Source organism: Rhodobacteraceae bacterium M385 (assembly GCA_025141835.1).
Taxonomy (GTDB): Bacteria; Pseudomonadota; Alphaproteobacteria; order Rhodobacterales; family Rhodobacteraceae; genus Gymnodinialimonas.
The window spans coordinates 2,057,225-2,075,120 of the sequence record CP081102.1 but is presented as its reverse complement, the minus strand read 5'-3'; the positions used below and the strand labels follow the sequence as shown (position 1 = coordinate 2,075,120).

Annotated in this window: 19 protein-coding genes; 14 read left to right on the top strand and 5 right to left on the bottom strand. The window is 61.6% G+C overall.

The features are described 5' to 3' along the window. Positions 1-145 precede the first annotated feature (145 nt). The 7 genes from K3728_10195 to lpxB all read left to right on the top strand — a co-directional run bounded on the left by K3728_10195 (position 146) and on the right by lpxB (position 6,663). The gene (locus K3728_10195; protein ID UWQ94115.1) at positions 146-283 is read left to right on the top strand and encodes a hypothetical protein; all 138 of its coding nucleotides are present in this window, start codon (positions 146-148) and stop codon (positions 281-283) included. A 210-nt stretch (positions 284-493) separates the two neighbouring features. Then, positions 494-2,818: an outer membrane protein assembly factor BamA gene (gene bamA / locus K3728_10190; protein ID UWQ94114.1), complete on the top strand. Its 2,325-nt coding sequence runs from the start codon at positions 494-496 to the stop codon at positions 2,816-2,818. A 5-nt stretch (positions 2,819-2,823) separates the two neighbouring features. Further along, positions 2,824-3,420, top strand: coding sequence for an OmpH family outer membrane protein (locus K3728_10185; protein ID UWQ94113.1), 597 nt, complete (start codon positions 2,824-2,826; stop codon positions 3,418-3,420). Positions 3,421-3,486: 66 nt separating this feature from the next. Then, complete coding sequence (fabZ, locus tag K3728_10180) at positions 3,487-3,960, top strand: 3-hydroxyacyl-ACP dehydratase FabZ (protein UWQ94112.1); 474 nt, start codon at positions 3,487-3,489, stop codon at positions 3,958-3,960. Further along, complete coding sequence (gene lpxA, locus K3728_10175; protein UWQ94111.1) at positions 3,961-4,767, top strand: acyl-ACP--UDP-N-acetylglucosamine O-acyltransferase; 807 nt, start codon at positions 3,961-3,963, stop codon at positions 4,765-4,767. It begins immediately after the preceding gene. A gap of 4 nt (positions 4,768-4,771) precedes the next feature. Beyond that, positions 4,772-5,539, top strand: a complete 768-nt coding sequence (gene lpxI, locus K3728_10170; GenBank protein UWQ94110.1) for a UDP-2,3-diacylglucosamine diphosphatase LpxI — start codon at positions 4,772-4,774, stop codon at positions 5,537-5,539. Then, a complete protein-coding gene (gene lpxB / locus K3728_10165) occupies positions 5,536-6,663 on the top strand; it encodes a lipid-A-disaccharide synthase (protein UWQ94109.1) in 1,128 nt (375 codons plus the stop codon). Before lpxI ends, lpxB begins: the two co-directional genes overlap by 4 nt. 24 nt (positions 6,664-6,687) lie before the next feature. On the opposite strand, the gene K3728_10160 is transcribed toward lpxB, so the two are convergent. Continuing rightward, positions 6,688-7,158 (bottom strand): YbaK/EbsC family protein, encoded by a 471-nt coding sequence (locus tag K3728_10160; GenBank protein ID UWQ94108.1) that lies wholly within the window; start codon positions 7,156-7,158, stop codon positions 6,688-6,690. 69 nt (positions 7,159-7,227) lie between these two features. Here K3728_10160 and K3728_10155 point away from each other — a divergent pair, with 69 nt between their 5' ends. Further along, entirely contained in the window at positions 7,228-10,011 is a 2,784-nt protein-coding gene (locus tag K3728_10155) for a glutamine-synthetase adenylyltransferase (GenBank protein ID UWQ94107.1), read from the top strand. Between the two features lie 7 nt (positions 10,012-10,018). Next, on the top strand, positions 10,019-10,291 hold the full coding sequence (locus tag K3728_10150; protein ID UWQ94106.1) for a hypothetical protein: 273 nt from the start codon (positions 10,019-10,021) through the stop codon (positions 10,289-10,291). Here K3728_10150 and K3728_10145 read toward each other — a convergent pair. Together K3728_10145 and K3728_10140 are read right to left on the bottom strand one after the other, a co-directional pair. Then, entirely contained in the window at positions 10,288-11,349 is a 1,062-nt protein-coding gene (locus K3728_10145) for a hypothetical protein (protein UWQ94105.1), read from the bottom strand. The two genes, K3728_10150 and K3728_10145, sit on opposite strands and share 4 nt — an antisense overlap. Next, a complete protein-coding gene (locus K3728_10140; protein ID UWQ94104.1) occupies positions 11,346-12,341 on the bottom strand; it encodes a GlxA family transcriptional regulator in 996 nt (331 codons plus the stop codon). Before K3728_10140 ends, K3728_10145 begins: the two co-directional genes overlap by 4 nt. A 189-nt stretch (positions 12,342-12,530) precedes the next feature. Here K3728_10140 and K3728_10135 point away from each other — a divergent pair, with 189 nt between their 5' ends. Beyond that, positions 12,531-13,904 (top strand): 3-deoxy-7-phosphoheptulonate synthase class II, encoded by a 1,374-nt coding sequence (locus K3728_10135; protein ID UWQ94103.1) that lies wholly within the window; start codon positions 12,531-12,533, stop codon positions 13,902-13,904. A 102-nt stretch (positions 13,905-14,006) separates the two neighbouring features. Here K3728_10135 and K3728_10130 read toward each other — a convergent pair whose 3' ends face one another. Beyond that, the gene (locus K3728_10130) at positions 14,007-14,702 is read right to left on the bottom strand and encodes a PAS domain-containing protein (protein ID UWQ94102.1); all 696 of its coding nucleotides are present in this window, start codon (positions 14,700-14,702) and stop codon (positions 14,007-14,009) included. Positions 14,703-14,888: 186 nt separating this feature from the next. On the opposite strand from K3728_10130, the gene K3728_10125 reads away from it, so the two are divergent. Genes K3728_10125 through K3728_10115 form a run of 3 tightly spaced genes read left to right on the top strand, consistent with a single transcriptional unit; the run spans position 14,889 to position 16,956 of the window. Then, entirely contained in the window at positions 14,889-15,773 is an 885-nt protein-coding gene (locus tag K3728_10125; protein ID UWQ97511.1) for a YicC family protein, read from the top strand. Next, a complete protein-coding gene (gene gmk, locus K3728_10120; GenBank protein UWQ94101.1) occupies positions 15,770-16,441 on the top strand; it encodes a guanylate kinase in 672 nt (223 codons plus the stop codon). The genes K3728_10125 and gmk overlap by 4 nt, the downstream gene beginning before the upstream one ends. Continuing rightward, a complete protein-coding gene (locus K3728_10115; GenBank protein UWQ94100.1) occupies positions 16,438-16,956 on the top strand; it encodes a gamma carbonic anhydrase family protein in 519 nt (172 codons plus the stop codon). The genes gmk and K3728_10115 overlap by 4 nt, the downstream gene beginning before the upstream one ends. An 11-nt stretch (positions 16,957-16,967) precedes the next feature. Here K3728_10115 and K3728_10110 read toward each other — a convergent pair whose 3' ends face one another. Further along, entirely contained in the window at positions 16,968-17,591 is a 624-nt protein-coding gene (locus K3728_10110) for a histidine phosphotransferase (protein ID UWQ94099.1), read from the bottom strand. A gap of 18 nt (positions 17,592-17,609) precedes the next feature. On the opposite strand from K3728_10110, the gene K3728_10105 reads away from it, so the two are divergent. Further along, on the top strand, positions 17,610-17,810 hold the full coding sequence (locus tag K3728_10105; protein UWQ94098.1) for a DUF3553 domain-containing protein: 201 nt from the start codon (positions 17,610-17,612) through the stop codon (positions 17,808-17,810). Positions 17,811-17,896: the final 86 nt, after the last annotated feature.

Sequence of the window (17,896 nt, the reverse complement as noted above, 5' to 3'; positions counted from 1 at the left end):
TTGCCCTGTGTTTCCTGCCTGTTGCGCCTTTGGCGGGGCAGGGAGGATGGGGTTTCGTAACCTTCAAAACTCCCTGCGAGGAACAAGGTATAGCCACATTTGGCCCGGATATTGAGGGCAACGAAATCAAACGGAATTGGTTGCCATGCGTTACCTCACAGACAGCACCCGCGGAATGACTCAGCTTTTGTCGCTGAACACGGACCGTTTCCTTGCGCCGCTTCTGATTGTGGCCGCGCTGACCCTTGCAGGCTGGCTCCTCCGGATCACTGGCCCGTTCTAAAACGGTCAAAACCAAAAAGTTAACGGCGTTAAGGCGGCGGCATTTTATTGCCGACCGCCTTTTTTGATGGGCATTTCCCGTGTCGAGAGGGCCACAGATTGTGACAAACCTTTGAAATGACACAACCCATACCCCATCAGGGGTTTGACTACCTGACGGGCGCAGGATACCCACGTCCTGTCTGCTATTTTGACCAAAGGGTGGGATACCATGGTCCTTCGTGCTTTTGCGCACTTCACGTCACACGTGGGGCGGCTGCTTGCCCCTGTATTTTTCGTGCTTTCGCTTGTCGCTGTCGCCGCTCCGGCTGACGCGCAATCGTTCCGATTCAACAGCTTCGACGTGCAGGGGAATATCCGCACCAACGATGCTTCCGTGCTTCAGGTCGCGGGCATCGAGCCCGGTTCGACCGTTTCTGCGGGGCAGGTGAACGACGCGCTGCAACGCTTGCAGAACTCGGGCCTGTTTGAAGAGGTCGAGGTTTCGCCCCGTGGCAACACGCTGGTGATCTCGGTCGTGGAATACCCGACGATCAACCGCATCGCTGTGGAGGGGAACCGCCGCCTGGATGATGATGAGCTTTTGGCTATCCTCGAATCCACCCCGCGCCGCGTGTTCTCTCCGATCACCGCAGAGCGTGACGCCGCCGCCATCACAGAAGCCTACCGTGTGACGGGCCGCCTGACGGCCACCGCCACCCCGCAGATTATCCGCCGCGACGATAACCGCGTTGATCTGGTGTTTGAGGTCTCTGAGGGGTCCGTTGTGGAAACCCAGCGCATCGCCTTTGTCGGCAACCGTGACTACTCGGACCGTCGCCTGCGCCAAATTCTGGAGTCGACCCAAGCGGGCCTGTTCCACGCGCTGATCCGTTCGGACACATTCATTCAAGATCGCATCGCGCTGGACCGTCAGTTGCTGACCGACTTCTACCAAGATCGCGGCTACATCGACTTTGCCATTCAATCGGTTACGCCAGAGCTTAGCCGGGACCGGGGCGCGTACTTCGTAACTTTCAACATCCGCGAAGGCCAAAGCTACCGCATCGGCAACCTTTCGGTTGTGTCGCAAATGCCCGGTGCCAATGCCGCGGACTTCCAAGACGTCATCAACGTGCGCCAAGGGGTGCGGTACAGCCCGCGCGTCATCGACAACGTGATTACGCGGATGGAGAATCTTGCGTCGGATCAGGGCTTGCGGTTCGTCCGCGTGGAACCACGCCTTGTGCGCGACGACGCAAACCTGATCGTGAACGTGGAATTCGTGATTTCGCGCGGCGAACGTGTGTTCGTGGAGCGCATCGACATTGAGGGCAACCAGACCACCCTGGACCGGGTGATCCGCCGTCAGTTTGACGTGGTAGAAGGCGACCCGATGGACGCCCGCCAGGTTCGCGCCGCGGCCGAGCGTATTCGCGCCACGGGCTTCTTCGCTGACGTGCAAGTGGCCGGTCGCCAAGGCACCTCGTCCGAGCAGGTTATCGTGGATGTGGACGTGGAAGAGCAGCCCACCGGCTCGCTCGGGTTCTCGGCCAGCTACTCGACAGATTCGGGCGCGGGCCTTGCGGTGAACTTCTCGGAAACGAACTTCCTCGGCCGGGGCCAGGCCCTTGCCTTGGGCTTCAACACCACCGATGGATCGCAGTCGTTCAACTTCTCCTTCACGGAGCCTGCGTTCATGCGCCGCGACCTAGCCCTTGGGTTATCAGCCTATTACGGGATCACGGAAGACGACGATTCCAGTGCGGAATTCACTCGCTATGGCGTTGGCACAAGCCTGGCCTTCCCCCTGAGCGAGAACAGCCGTTTGGCCTTGTTCTACAACTACGACCACGATGAAACGTCGGGTTACGACGGCGACGACTCGGACATTCTGGTTCGGGAGGCCGATGAGGCCGACACTTCGCGCGTGGGCTTCACCTATAGCTTCGACAACCGCGACACGGGCCTGAACCCCAACGCGGGCGTCTTCCTGTCCTTCACTGGCGAATATGCTGGTTTGGGTGGCGATACCGAGTTCCTGCGCTCGCAAGTGCGTGCTCAGGCGGAAACGCGGGTCGCTCGGGAAGAAGTCACCCTGCGCGCCACGTTTGAAGGCGGCGCGATCAACGCGCTGGACGGCGGCACGCGTTTGGCCAACCGTTTCACGCTGAACTCTCGTCAGATGCGCGGCTTTGAAAGCGGTGGCATTGGGCCTCGGGACACCAACCCTGCTGCCGTTAACCAAAACGCCCTTGGCGGTAACTACTTCGCCGTTGCTCGGTTTGAGGCGGCATTCCCCCTCGGCTTGCCAGAGGAATACGGGATTTCCGGCGGCGCGTTCTTTGACGTCGGCTCCGTCTGGGGCTTGGATGATACCTTGGGTTCGGGGCCTGCGACGGTAGACGACAGCTTCGCGCTGCGCTCGGTGGTTGGTGTGTCGGTCTTCTGGGACACGGCCCTTGGCCCACTACGGTTCAACTTCTCGCACCCCTTGCAGTACGAGGATTATGATCGCACCCGGTCCTTTGACTTCACGGTCGAGGCGCGTTTCTAACCCCCATGCCTAGGTTATCCTCATTGCTTTGCGCCGCCGCCCTTGGGTTGGCGGCGCTTGCTGTCTCGGCCCCGGTAGGGTCGGCGCAGACCCTTGCGCCGCCAGCCGCCTCGATCCTTGTGCTCAATCAAGACCGGCTCCTGACCCAGACGGAATTTGGGCAGCGCATCCAGCAAGAGCTGGATGCCGCATCCCGGGCGCTGGCCGCCGAAAACCGCCAAATCGAAAGCCAGCTTACCGAAGAAGAACTGGACCTGACTGAGCGGCGCCCCTTGATGTCGCCCGAAGATTTTCGCGTACTGGCCGATGAATTTGATACCCGCGTCGTAGAAATCCGGGCTGCCCAAGATGCCAAGGGCCGAGATATTCAGGCCCAGTCCGAGGCCGCGCAACAACGTTTCTTTGAGGAAACATTCCCCGTGCTTCTGGAAATCGTACAGGCCCGTGGTGCCGCGGTTCTGCTAGACAGCCGGACGGTTCTGCTATCGGCGGGATCGGTTGATATCACTGACGCCGCCATCGTCGCGATTGATGAGGCCCTGGGGAACGGGGACGACGAGCCGCTGATCTTCCTGCCGGGCGTCACCTCAGACGAGCAATAGCCGCTTCTTGCCGTAGGCGAGCGGAGTTGCTAGGCGTCATTCAACACAACTTTCGGGAGACCCGCCATGACGGCCGACGTTCAAACCACCGCCGACATCGACCTGATCCAACGGATCTTGCCGCATCGCTATCCGTTTCTTCTGGTGGACCGGGTGCGTGATATCGTGCCGTTTCAATCCGCTGTGGGCGTCAAGAATGTCACGGTGAACGAGCCGCATTTCCAAGGTCACTTCCCCGGCGTGCCGATTATGCCCGGCGTCACCATCATCGAAGCGATGGCCCAAACAGCCGCTGTGATGGTGGGCGTGTCGGCCGATTTGGCTGACAAGAACTTCCTCGTCTATTTCATGGGGATCGACGCGTGCAAATTCCGCCGCAAGGTCGTGCCCGGCGACGTGTTGGAGCTGCACGTTGAAGCCACCCGTGGCAAACCCGGCGCGAAGGTCTGGAAATTCGCGGGCCGCGCCACGGTTGATGGCGAACTGGCCTGTGAATGCGCCTTCACCGCGATGATGGATATCCCTTCGGAGGCGAGCTAAATGGCCATCGATGCCAGCGCCAATATTCACCCCAGCGCGGTGATCGAGGACGGCGCGACCGTCGGGGCGGGCTGTCAGATCGGCCCGTTCTGCGTGGTCGGCCCCGAGGTGACCCTGGGGGCGGGTGTGGTGATGAAATCCCACGCGATCGTCACGGGCTGGACAGAAGTCGGCGATGACTGTGAGATCTTTCCGTTCTGCAACATTGGCGAGATCCCTCAGGACAAGAAGTTTGGCGGCGAACGCACGCGCCTGATCGTGGGCAAACGCAACCGTATCCGCGAAGGTGTGACGATGAACACCGGCACCGAAGGCGGCGGAGGGATTACCCGTGTGGGCGATGACGGCTTGTTCCTTGCCAACGCCCATGTGGCCCATGATTGCATCGTCGGCGACCGGGTCATCATGGTGAACTCTGCCGCGCTGGCGGGGCATTGTGTGGTCGGAAATGACGTGATTATCGGCGGGTTGTCCGGGGTGCATCAGTTCGTGCGCATTGGCCACGGCGCGATTATTGGCGCGGTTACGATGGTCACCAATGATGTCATCCCCTACGGTCTTGTGCAGGGCCCGCGCGGGAAGTTGGATGGTTTGAACCTTGTGGGGTTGAAGCGGTCGGGCGTCGCGAAGGCGGATATCACCGCTTTGCGTGCCGCGTTACAGGCGCTCAAGCAGGGTGAGGGAACCAGTTTCCAGGAACGCGCCCGCCGCCTTGGGGAAAGTGAAGAAATCGACAGCGCCTATGTGCGCGAGATCGTTGATTTTGTGATGGGCGACAGCGACCGCTCATTCCTGACGCCGGAGTAATCCGATGCGCGCGATCTTAGCAGGAAAAGGTGCCTTGCCGAGCCTACTCCTCGAAGCAGGCTCCGCCGAAGTGGTGGGCTTCAAGGGGATGCCGGTTTCCGTCGTACCCACTGTGGATGCGCGGTTCGAGCAGTTGGGGCTTTTGTTCGATGAATTGCGAAAACGCGATGTGACAGAGGTCTGCCTTGCCGGTGCCATGTCCCGTCCACCGCTGGACCCCGTCGCGTTTGACCCGCTGACCGCGTCAAAAATGCCGCTTATTATGCAGGCCATGGGGCAGGGCGATGATGCTCTTTTGCGCGCCGTGATCGATGTGATCGAAGGGGCGGGTTTCAAGGTTGTCGGAGCCAAGGATATCCGGCCTGACCTTGTCGCTCCGGTGGGCGTTTTAGCGGGCGAAGACTTGTCTGACAAAGACACCGCTCGGGGCCGCGCCGTGCTCGATGCTTTGGGTCCGCACGATGTGGGTCAGGGCGTTGTCGTGGCGCGCGGGCAGGTGATTGGGGTGGAAACCCTGCAAGGCACCGATGTGATGTTGGATTTCGTCGGGCGCACCATGCCCGGATCGCGCGGGGTTTTGGTGAAACGTCCCAAACTGGGCCAAGATTTGCGGGTGGATATGCCCGCCATTGGCCCCGACACGATCCACAACGCCGCCGCTGCGGGCCTGTCGGGGATCGAGATTGCCGCCGAAAACGTGCTGCTTTTAGGCCGAGACGCGATTCTGGAGGCCTGCGCGGAGACAGGCATTAGCCTACGGGCGGGCCCTTGAAGCTGTTCCTCGTCGCCGGAGAGCCCTCGGGCGACCGCCTCGGCGGCGCATTGTTGCAGGGGTTCGCGGATATCGACGTGGCGGTTGAGGCCGTGGGGGTCGGCGGCCCGATGATGGCGGCTCAAGGCATGGCGTCGCTGTTTCCCTATGAAGAACTCGCCGTGATGGGCATCGCCGAGATTTTGCCGAAGTACCGCCACCTCAAGCGCCGCATTGCTGAGACAGCCCGCGCTGTGGCTGCCTCTGGGGCGGAGGCTTTGGTCACCATCGACAGCCCCGATTTCGGCCTGCGCGTCGCCAAACTGGCCCGCGACGCTAACCCTGCGCTGAAGACCATACACTACGTGGCCCCGTCGGTATGGGCGTGGCGACCAAAGCGGGCGACCAAAATGGCCCGAGTGATCGACCATGTTCTGGCGCTTCTGCCGTTTGAGCCGCCCTATATGGAGGCGGCGGGGATGACCTGCGATTTCGTCGGCCACCCGGTGGTGTCGGAGCCCTTGGCGACTGCGGCGGAAGTGTCTGCGTTTCGCAGTAGCCATAGGATGACGGAAGGTCCTGTGGTCTTGGTGCTTCCCGGTTCACGGGGGTCGGAAGTATCGCGTTTGCTGCCGGTTTTCGGCCAAGCCCTTAACGGCGTTAACGCTTCGCTGGTTTTGCCCACGTTGCCCCATACCCGCGCGACGGTAGAGCGGATGACCCAGGATTGGGCGCAGCAACCGATTGTGGTGGATGCCTCGGACGCCGTCCAAAAGCGTGCCGCCTTTGCCTGCGCCGATGGGGCGCTTGCGGCGTCTGGCACCGTGTCGCTGGAACTCGCCGCCAATGGCACGCCCATGGTGATTGCCTATGACATGAACTGGCTGACACGGGCGATCATGAAACGCGCGATCCGGATTGATACGGTGACCTTGGTTAATCTGGTGTCGGAAACCCGTGTCGTGCCGGAATTCCTGGCCGAGAACTGCAAACCCGATGCCATTCGCGCGGGGCTTGAGGCGATTTTGCACGGTGACAGCGGGCAAGAGGGTGCCATGGCGTTGACGATGGACCGGCTGGGGCTGGGGCAGGAAGCGCCCGGTATCCGGGCCGCCCGATCTGTGCTTAAGGCGGTCAAATCTTAACGGCCTTAACCTTTCCTAACGGCTTTAACCCGTAAACTGCGCCGCCTTTGCACCCGCCAAATCCACCAGCGTCTGCGGTGCAATTGCAAAGATATGGCGCGGCGTGCCAGCGGCGGCATAGACCACGTCGAAATCCAGCAAACGTGGGTCGTACCACGCGCGGATCGGCGACAGATGCCCCACGGGCGACACGCCGCCAATGGCAAAACCGGTCTGCTTGCGGATCAACCCCGCGTCGGCCTTTCCCAAAGGCACACCCGCCACCGCGCTGGCCTTCTCCGCGTCCACAAGGTTGCCCCCTGCGGTCACGAACAAAACGGCCTCGCCATTGGCTTCATCACGGAAAATAATCGACTTGGCGATCTGGTCCAATGCGCAGCCCGCCGCCTGTGCCGCATCGGCGGCGGTGCGCGTGCCGTCCGACATCTCTAGCACCTCCACCGTGACGCCTGCTTCTTCCAACGCACGGCGCACGCGCTTTAACGACTTTGACACTGTCCCAATCCCCTGCCATTCCATTCGTGACCTAGCTAGTTCCATTCGGACCGAACCGGAAGACCGCTCATGCCCTTCGCCGCCCGCCTGACCCGCACGCCCCTTGCCTATGCGCCCGATCGTGGGGCCGAGGCGTTAACCCAGATGCACGATCTGTCGCCGGAGTTGTCCGAGCTGATTTCCGGCACCGCCGGCTCCTCTCCCTATCTGGCGGAGTTGATCCGCAAGGAGGGCCATTGGCTATCCCACGCCCTGTCCGAAGAACCGGAGGAGGTGATCGCCGGCCTGATCGAGGAGACAGCGACATTAACCGTTTCCACGATCGACGCGGGCCTGCGGCAGTTGAAACGACGCGCGGCATTGGTGGTGGGGTTGGCGGACTTGGGTGGCGTCTGGGGGCTGGCCACTGTCACGCAGGCCTGGACAGGTTTCGCCGATGCCTGTGTGGCGGCGGCTTTGTCGGTGCATGTGGCGGCGCAAGCGCGGCGCGGCAAGATCCCCGGCCAGACCGAGGCCGACGCTGTGAACGATGGGGCCGGAATGGTGGCTTTGGCGATGGGCAAGATGGGAGCGGGAGAGTTGAACTACTCCTCCGACATCGACCTGATTTGCTTGTTTGATGACTCTCGCTTCGATGGTCCGGCCGAGGAAATGGAGGCGCGCGCAGGCTTCATCAAAGCCACCCGCGCCATGGCCGCGACGCTGAATGATCCCACCAAGGACGGCTACGTGTTTCGCACCGACTTGCGTTTGCGCCCCGATGCATCGGTCACGCCAGTGTGCATCTCTATGACAGCGGCAGAGCGGTATTATGAGGGCGAGGGCCGGACGTGGGAACGTTCCGCCTATATCAAGGCGCGTCCGGCGGCGGGGGACACGAAGGCGGGGGCGAATTTCTTAACGGCGTTAACGCCTTTCGTCTGGCGCAAGCATCTGGACTTTGCCGCCGTGGCCGAAACGATGGATATGCGCCAGCGCATTCGCGACCATAAGGGCCTGCATGGGAAAGAGCTGGAAGGGCGAAACCTGAAGCTCGGCCACGGCGGTATCCGTGAGATCGAGTTCTTCGCCCAGACCCGCCAGCTTGTCGCCGGGGGCCGGGACCCAAGCCTGCGCCAGCCGCGCACAGTGAAGGCGCTGGCCGCCCTTGCAAGGGCCGATTGGATCACGCGCGAAGACGCCAGCACGTTGGCCGATCACTACGCCGCCCTGCGCGAGGCCGAACACCGCTTGCAGATGATCGACGACGCGCAAACCCATTCCCTGCCCAAAACGCCGGAAGGTTTCGACCGCCTCGCAAGGTTAAGCGGCGAGGACAACACGGCGCGGTATCGCGCAATGTTGGAGGAGCGGTTGGATGCGGTCGCCACCCTGACCCAGGACCTCTACGCCTCCAAATCCAGCACAAGTGTCGCGCCGGTTCTGTCGGAGGCGGCCCAAGATATCGTGGCCCGCTGGCCCGGCTATCCGGCCCTGAAGTCAGAACGCGGGCAGGCCATTTTTGAACGCCTCAAGCCCGATCTTCTGAACCGTTTCACCCAATCCGCCCGCCCTGACGAGGCGCTGTCAAACTTTGATGGATTTCTACGAGGCTTGCCTGCGGGAGTGCAGATATTCTCGCTCTTTGATGCCAACCCGAGCCTCGTGGATTTGCTGGTTGATATCTGCGCCACGGCCCCCGGCCTTGCGGCCTATCTGTCGCGGCACAGCCGGGTTCTGGATGCGGTTCTTGATGGGCAGTTCTTTGCGGATTGGCCCGGTGCACAGGGTCTGGCCGATGACCTTGGTGCAACTCTGGCCCCTCTGGATTACGAGGCGCAGTTGGACACCGCGCGGCGTTGGCAGAAAGAGTGGCACTTCCGTGTCGGCGTTCACATGCTGCGCGGGCTGATCGACGCCAAGGACGCGGCACGGCAATATTCCGATGTGGCCCAAGCGGTCGTAGCGGCCCTGTGGCCCTGCGTCTGCGCCGATGTGGCCCGGCGCCACGGAGAGGCACCGGGGCGGGGCGGTGTGGTTTTGGCCATGGGATCGCTCGGGGTGCGCGAAATGACCGCCACTTCGGATCTGGACCTGATCGTGATTTTCGACGCCCAAGGGGTGGAAATGACCGACGGACGCCGCCCCCTCGATCCGCGCGGCTGGTTTGCCAAGGCGACCAAAACGATGATTACGGCGCTTAGCGCGCGCACCGCAGAGGGGAAGCTCTACGACGTAGATATGCGTTTGCGGCCATCGGGCGGGCAGGGGCCGGTGGCCACGGCGCTGTCGTCGTTCGAGCGCTATCAACGAGAGGAGGCTTGGGTTTGGGAACACATGGCCCTGACCCGCGCCCGTGTTGTGGCGGGCGACACCAGCTTGGCGCGTGACGTAGACGCGATCCGGCGCACGATGATCGAGGGCCGCAAAGATGACGCCAGCGTTTTGCCCGAAGCCGCCGTCATGCGCGCGCGCCTGCAAGAGGCGGGGCGGGCGGGCAGCACATGGTCAGTGCGTGACGGGGCGGGCGGGTTGCAGGACATTGCGCTGATAGCCCAAGCGCTGGCCTTGTCAGCGGGTCGCGCCGTGGAGGGCAGTCTGGCGCAGATCGAGGCGGCCGCTCAGGCCGGGTTGATCGGGGCAGAGGACGCGGCGCAATTGGCCCAAGCCTACGGGCTGTTTCAGACCGTTTCCCAAGGCGGGCGCTTGCTGACCGATGCCTCCCTGGAGGTCGCCAATACCGGCGAAGGGGGCCGCGCCTTCCTGCTGCGCATGGCCGGGGTGACGGCGACGGAGGATTTGGTGACGCAGTTGGACCAATCCCGCCAGACCGCCACCGCTATAATCAACAAAATTCTAACTCCAACCGAGTAACCGCACCATGAATGACCAAGACCCCAATGACCCCAAGGGCCTGATCCGCGAGGCCTTCAAGATAGAGGGCATCTCGGCGCCTGAATGCCGGTCGATTTTTGTGGATTGGGCGCTGAGCGTTCAGGCCAATGACCACGCGCCCATGATCGAGGCGTTGCTAGAGCGATATGCGGCGGAACCAGCGGATCATCCGATGAAGGTGGTTCTGGCAGAAGGCTTGGCGGATAAGCCGCCGACGGGGCGTCGCGGCGGGCGTGCAGCGCGGTTCAAGGACGCTTAGGGGCGTTGGATGTAGCGGGTCTGATAGGTGATTTCGATCGGCTCTGCGATGCGCGTCGCACCAGATTCCAGCTCGGCCAACGTTGGATACCAATCCAGCGGTGTGGGGGTGCCTTCGGGGTTTGGGTTCTCGACCATTTGGCTCAAAGCGCCGCGTAGGCCCGCAAGATCACGCCCCCTGTCGAACAGGCCGTTTAGATCAAGGGTTGCGATGTTGGCGCAGGCTTCGGGGACGCAATCAATCCAAATCTCATAGGGTTCACCCCAGACACCGGGCAGAATACCGGTGGTGCCATTGTGGGCAATCGCCATGCCAGATATCGGCGCAGCCTCTCCGTCGCCGCCGCGATAGCTGAGGTTTGGGTTTGTGCTGGGGCGACGACGGAAGGCCAATTGCGCGTGGCCCAAATGCGCGATGATCCGAGCTTCGATCTCGTCTTCAACCTCATGGCGGTACGGGGGGACACCCTCCAGATACCACATCAGAGGCGGCGTGAGGATGTAGCGCTGTGTATAAGGCACCATCGAACGCGGACCGGAGATCATCGCACGGGTAGGGTCGGCAGCCACTTCGGCCCGCAGCTCCAGCACGGCGTCACGGGGGAGGTCCTGTTCGATCATCTCCACGGCGGTCGAGAATTCACGCAAGGGGCCAAGGTCCATCCGGCGCGGATTGCAGAAAGCGTAATCATCGGCGATATGCCCGTCGCGTATGGTCCAAAGCACCTTTGTGCGTTGGCTGCTGCAATAGACCGGGACGTGATCGCCGCCGGCAAACAAATCAATCATCCGGCCAGTATGAAATCCGATCTGGGTATCGGCGGGCAGGGCGGTGATATCTAACTCAAACCACCCTTCACCACCGTCTTCAAAGATCACAACGTCGGGCGTGCCGTCCTCTAAGCGCAGAAGTGGCGCGACGGGCACTTGGGGCAGCGCCGCCAAGGCACGAGCATCGCGCAAAGAGCGGAGCGATTGTTGCGGGCCTCCCATCATCAGCGAAACACCGGCCACCAAAATAAGGCCGATGATGCCGCCGAAGAGCACCCGCCTGTTCATGTTTTGACGCGGGCCGCGTGGCTGCCACGTTCGCGGTAAGGGGTCGTGTCATAATGGGCGCGGTAGCATTTGGAGAAATGCGACGGAGAGGCAAAGCCGCACGCCAGCGCCACGTTGATTACACTCATATCCGTCTGCATCAGAAGGTTACGGGCTTTGCCAAGGCGCAACTCCATATAATACCGCTTCGGAGAGCGGTTGAGATACCGGCGAAACAGCCTCTCGAGCTGGCGCGTGGACATGCCCACATCCATCGCCAATTGCGCGGGGCTGATCGGGTCTTCGATGTTTTGTTCCATCATCCGAATGACTTGGCCCAGTTTCGGGTGCCGCACGCCGATGCGCGTCGGGATCGACAGGCGTTGGGTGTCCTGGTCCGTTCGGATCGAGGTGTAGATCAGTTGATCGGCGACCAGATTGGCCAGATCTTCGCCATGATCCTCGGCGATCAGTTTCAGCATCAGATCAATCGAGGCCGTTCCCCCCGCCGTGGTGATCCGATTGCCATCAACCACGAAGACGGATTTCGTAAGGGTCACATCCTCGAACTCTTCAGCGAAACTGTCTTGGTTCTCCCAATGGGTGGTGGCGCGTTTGCCGTCCAGAAGCCCCGCCTTGGCCAAGGTGTAGCCCGCCGTGCACAACCCGCCGATCACCGGACCTTTGCGGGCCTCGCGCCGTATCCAGCTGAGCAGGCGTTTGGTTGTCGCCCCGGCCACATCAATACCACCACACAACAACACCACATCGTCGCGGCTCAGTTCATCAAGGTCACTATCGAGGCGGAACCAAATCCCGGCTGAACATTGCGCGTATTCGCCACCTTCGCCCGCAAGGGTCCATTCATACAACTCTTGGCCCGACATGCGGTTGGCGATGCGCAGCGCTTCCACGGCTGAGGCGAAACACAGCATGGTAAACTGATCCAGCAACACGAAGATAAACCGTTTCGGGCCTTCGTTTGGGCGCAGGCGGGCACCTTTGTCCGACATTTCTCAACCTTCCGATGTGGCCGAATAGGCGTGGCATACCTATCGTAAGAATTAGCGAAAGCACTTATATTGCGCTTGCGCAATCCCACGGCGGCAATTTCGATGTCGTAGATTAGGAAATTCCGGGATTGGAAGCGGGGCGGGCCTTGTGTAGAGAGGTCTTCGATCCCTGCGACATTGGAGAAAGTTATGACCGCAGCAAGCAGCTGGACGAAATCTGATTGGCGCGCAAAACCGCGCGTTCAAATGCCTGACTATCTGGACGCCGACGCGCTTGGCGCGGTCGAGGCGCAGCTTCGTCAGTATCCGCCGCTTGTGTTTGCAGGCGAGGCGCGTCGCCTGCGCGACGAATTGGCCGCCGTGTCCCGTGGGGAAGGCTTCCTTCTGCAAGGGGGCGATTGCGCAGAAAGCTTTGCGGAATTCTCGGCCGACAACATCCGTGACACGTTCAAAGTAATGTTGCAGATGGCAATGGTGCTGACCTACGGCGCGAAGGTGCCTGTGGTAAAGATCGGCCGCATGGCAGGCCAGTTCGCCAAGCCACGTTCGGCGCCCACGGAAACCCAAAATGGTGTGGAGCTGCCCTCGTACCGCGGTGACATCATCAACGATCTGGATTTCACCGAAGCCGCGCGTATCCCCAACCCGGCCAAGATGCTGCAAGCCTACACCCAGGCCGCAGCCTCGCTGAACCTGGTGCGTGCTTTTTCGACCGGTGGTTTTGCTGATATTCACCACGTTCATTCCTGGACGCTTGGATTCACCGACAGCGACGATGCAGGCAAATACCGCGATATGGCCAACCGCATTCAGGATGCGCTGGATTTCATGACCGCAGCGGGCCTGACCTCGGAAACCAACCACGAGCTTTCGACGGTTGATTTCTACACCTCGCACGAGGCGCTTTTGCTGGAGTATGAAGAGGCGCTCTGCCGTTTGGACAGCACTTCGGGCAAATGGTTGGCTGGCTCTGGCCATATGATCTGGATCGGCGACCGCACCCGTCAGACCGACGGGGCCCATGTGGAATTCTGCAAAGGTGTGCAGAACCCGATCGGCATCAAATGCGGCCCGACGCTCACGCGCTCGGATCTGAAAGAGCTGCTCGACACGCTGAACCCCAACCGTGAAGCGGGGCGCATCGTGCTGATTAACCGCTTCGGTGCAGGCAAAGTGGGCGATCACATGCCCAAGCTGATCCGCGCCGTGGAAGAAGAAGCACACCCCGTTGTCTGGACCTGCGACCCGATGCACGGCAACACGATCAAGGCCGACAGCGGGTACAAGACCCGTCCATTTGAAAGCGTGCTGCGCGAAGTGCAGGAATTCTTCGCGGTTCACGGTGCCGAGGGTACGATCCCCGGCGGTGTCCACTTCGAGATGACGGGCCAAGATGTGACCGAATGCACCGGCGGCGTGCGGGCCGTGACGGACGAGGATCTGTCCTCGCGCTATCACACCGCTTGCGATCCGCGTCTGAACGCCTCGCAATCGCTGGAACTGGCGTTCTTGGTGGCGGAAGAGCTTTCGGCAAACCGCAGCGCGATGCGGGCCACGGCGTAAGTCGCGGCTCTGCGCCACGGCGCAAAAGACAAAGGAAAACGGCGGGTGGCACAGGCCAACCCGCCGTTTTTTATGGTGAGCCTGTGTGGGGCTGTGCGGGGCCTAGGAAAGCCCGCCGGTGATGACCTGAAACACGGGCCGGACCTGCGGCGTGTCTTGGTCCTGCACTTGCGTGGCCGTTTGCGTCGCCAATCGAGGGCGCATCACACGGGTCGAGATCAGCTGGCCCGGCGTCGTATCGCCCATGGGGCCAATGATCGGACCGCTTTCGGGAATATCGAGCGTCCAGCTGTCGGTTACATGAAAGCGCCCGCGCATATCGGACACGAAAGGCGTTACCGCCGCGCGCTCGGAATAGACCGCCAAGGCCCGTGTCAGGGCGCCGCGCGTATCGGTGAGGGGCAAAATGGCCATCTGGGCCTCGGGCACCGGGCCGGAACGCTCAAGCCGGGCGAGGGAGAGGATGCTGACCGCAGGCGTGGTGATCGCAGTTTCGGCGGCGTCCATGGCACGGTTGCGGTCGTCCAGCTCGAACAAGGCGCGAAACGGCATCCCGCGCAGTTCCATCCCGGCCCGTGTGGACATGGTGGCCCCGGCCAAGCGCACCCGTACGGTGCCGGCACGGGGACGTTCCAGAATACAGATGCGCGACAGGTGGCGGGTGATCGCAGCCGGGCTGATCTCGGTTCGGCCGGGGGCCACGCGGTCGCCGCGCAATTCGTCCCAGTAGCGCAGAACACTGGTGATCCGCCCGCCCATATCGGGCTGCGTCTGGGTCATATCGTAGGTATTTCTCATCTCGCACACTCCAACGTTGTTTGGTCTGACGTTGAATGCCAAGGGACCAGAACCTTTCCTGTGACCGTGCAACATACGGCGCGTCTTATCGCCGTGCTGCACTTCCTGTCCCTTTTCGAATACACTGTTTAAAATTGTTCGGGCAGGGGGAGAATTGACAGATGGTTAATGGCACGGGACGAAAACATGGGGGCTAAGGGGCTTGCGTCGATGACGGCATTCGCCAGCGCAGAAGGCGCGATGGAGGGCTTTTCATGGAGCTGGGACATGCGCTCGGTCAACGGGCGGGGCTTGGACCTGCGGCTGCGCTTGCCTGATGGGTTGGCCCCGCTAGAGCAACCATTGCGCGCCGCGCTGCAAAAGGCGCTGACGCGGGGCAATGTGACCCTCGGCCTGCGCCTGAACCGCGTGGCCACGGCGGGCAGTCGCCTGTCCACACAGGCGCTGGATGCTGCCTTGGAGATGATTTCCGAGGTGGAGGCGCGGGCCAACGGCGGCCTGACCCACTCCACCGCCGTGGACGTTCTGGGGATGCGCGGTGTCATGGATGGCGCGGATAACGTAGCGCTCCCTTCGGTCGATCTGCTGATGGCCGAAGCCGCTTCGCTGATCGACGCCTTCGTTGCCATGCGAGCATCGGAAGGTGCTGCGATGACTGCCGTGATGAACGGACAATTGGACCGCATGGCGCAACTGACGCAGGAAGCCGCCAGCGCCGCCGAGAAGCGGACACAGGCGCAAGGCAGCCGGTTCCGGGCGCAAGTCGCGGCCCTGTTGGAGGAAACCGATGCCGTGGATGAGGCACGTCTGGCGCAGGAAGTGGCGATCTTGGCGGTGAAGGGCGACGTGACCGAAGAAATCGACCGCCTCTCCGCCCATATCGAGGCAGCAAAAGCGCTGGTGGCCGAGGGCGGCCCAGTGGGGCGCAAGCTGGATTTCCTGATGCAGGAGTTCAACCGGGAGGCCAACACGCTTTGCGCGAAATCCGCAGACACGGCCCTGACGGCCATTGGCCTTGACCTGAAACTGACCATAGATCAGATGCGCGAGCAGGTACAAAATGTGGAATGACCATGACTGAAACGCACCGACATGACCCGAAACGACGGGGCCTTCTGATCATCCTGTCGTCGCCATCGGGGGCGGGCAAATCCACCCTGGCGCGACGCCTGATGGCATGGGACGAAACCCTTAGCTTTTCGGTCTCGGCCACCACCCGCGACCCGCGCCCTGGCGAGGTGGATGGGCAGGACTATCAGTTCATGGCAGAGGCCGAGTTCAAGGGCCTCGTCGCCGATGGTCAAATGCTCGAACACGCCCATGTCTTCGGCAATTTCTACGGCTCGCCCATGGCGCCAGTGTCCCGCGCGATTGAGGCCGGACGTGATGTTTTGTTCGACATTGATTGGCAGGGCGCACAGCAGATCCGCAACTCTGACCTTGGCAAGCACACCTTGTCGATCTTCATTCTTCCCCCCTCGATCCCCGAGCTGAAAAAGCGCCTTGAAGGGCGCGCGCAAGACAGTGCCGAGGTGATCGAAAAGCGGATGCGCCGCAGTTGGGATGAAATCAGCCGGTGGGACGCCTACGATTACGTTCTGGTCAACGATAACCTGTTGGTGACCGAAGAACGCTTGAAAACGATCATCACCGCAGAGCGTTTGCGGCGCGAGCAGCAGCCCGGCCTGCAAACTCATGTCCGCGCCCTGCAAGCGGAGTTTGAGGAGTTAGATCAATGATCTATGAGCTGGACGCTATCTCGCCCGATATCGCCGAAGACACATGGGTCGCCCCCGATGCCAACGTGATCGGCAATGTGGTGTTGGAGGCAGGCGCAAGCGTGTGGTTCGGTTGCACCCTGCGCGGCGATAACGAGGAAATTCGCGTCGGCGCCGGCTCTAACGTGCAAGAAAACGTGGTGTGCCATACGGACCCTGGAAGCCCGCTGTTGATCGGGCCCGATTGCACCATCGGCCATAAGGCGATGCTGCATGGCTGCGTGATCGGCGCGGGCAGTTTGATCGGCATGGGGGCCACGGTGCTAAATGGCGCCAAGATCGGCGCGGGCTGTTTGATCGGCGCGGGCGCGTTGATCCCCGAGGGAAAAGTGATCCCCGATGGGTCGCTGGTGATGGGAATGCCCGGCAAGGTCGTGCGCGAATTGGACGAGGCCGCGCGGGCGGGTCTATTGGCCTCGGCCGATCATTATCGTCAGAACATGCGGCGGTTCCGGGCGGGTATGCGCGCGCTTTGAAGGGTGAGGGATCAGGCGGTAGACATGCGAAAAGTCTCGGCCTCCGCCACGTAGTTCACGATCAAGCTGAGTGCTTGCGCCGCCCGCAGAAGCACGGGAAATTGTGCATCGGACGGGCGCAGGGGCCGATTGGGGGATGGGCCGCCCGAGCGCAGGATGTCCCACAGGTCTTCATCCACATTCACCCTTGGGCCCGTCGCCTCCAGCTGCCAATGGCCAGTGGGATCGGGACCGATACGAATGGTGCCGCCCATGGGCAAAGCCGCCTCGGCGCAGAGCAACATCAGCAATGCCATCTTGGTTTCCTGACGCGGGCGATCTTCCTGCGCCATCCATACCGCAGCAAAGCGGCTTTGGTGAAAATAGCCTTCCACCACGGTCTGTGCTTCGCGCAGGGACGTGAGTTGTTCAGGCGCGGCGCCGCCAAAGGCCAGCCGAAACAGCCTGATCCGCGCTTCAGCCGCGCGCACGGCGTCGCGGATCAGCTCAACCTCCGGGCCATCGGCCTTTCCGGTCATTTCCAGAAGCTCAACCCCATTGCCGATTGCGCCTAATGGGTTAACTAGGTCATGGCACAGGCGTGAGGCCACCAAGTCGGCCAAATGCGTGGCCGGATTAATCAATTCATCCCGCATCGAAGGCTCTTTCCTGATATGGACAAAGACAATTCCGCCGCAGACATCACCGCCATTCTTGCGCCGGGCATGTTCGTGCGCAATCCCGCCGCGCCCGAATGGGGCCGTGGGCAGGTGCAATCCAACATTTCAGGGCGGGTAACCGTCAACTTTGAGAACGAAGGCAAGTTGGTCTTGGACGGGCACAAGGTAGCGTTGCTCATTGAGTATCCCTCCTGACATGTCACTGAAGGCTAGCGCCAAATGGTTAATGCTCTTTTAACGCCCGTAAACAAATTCGATTTGTTACCGTTGCGCCAAACTTG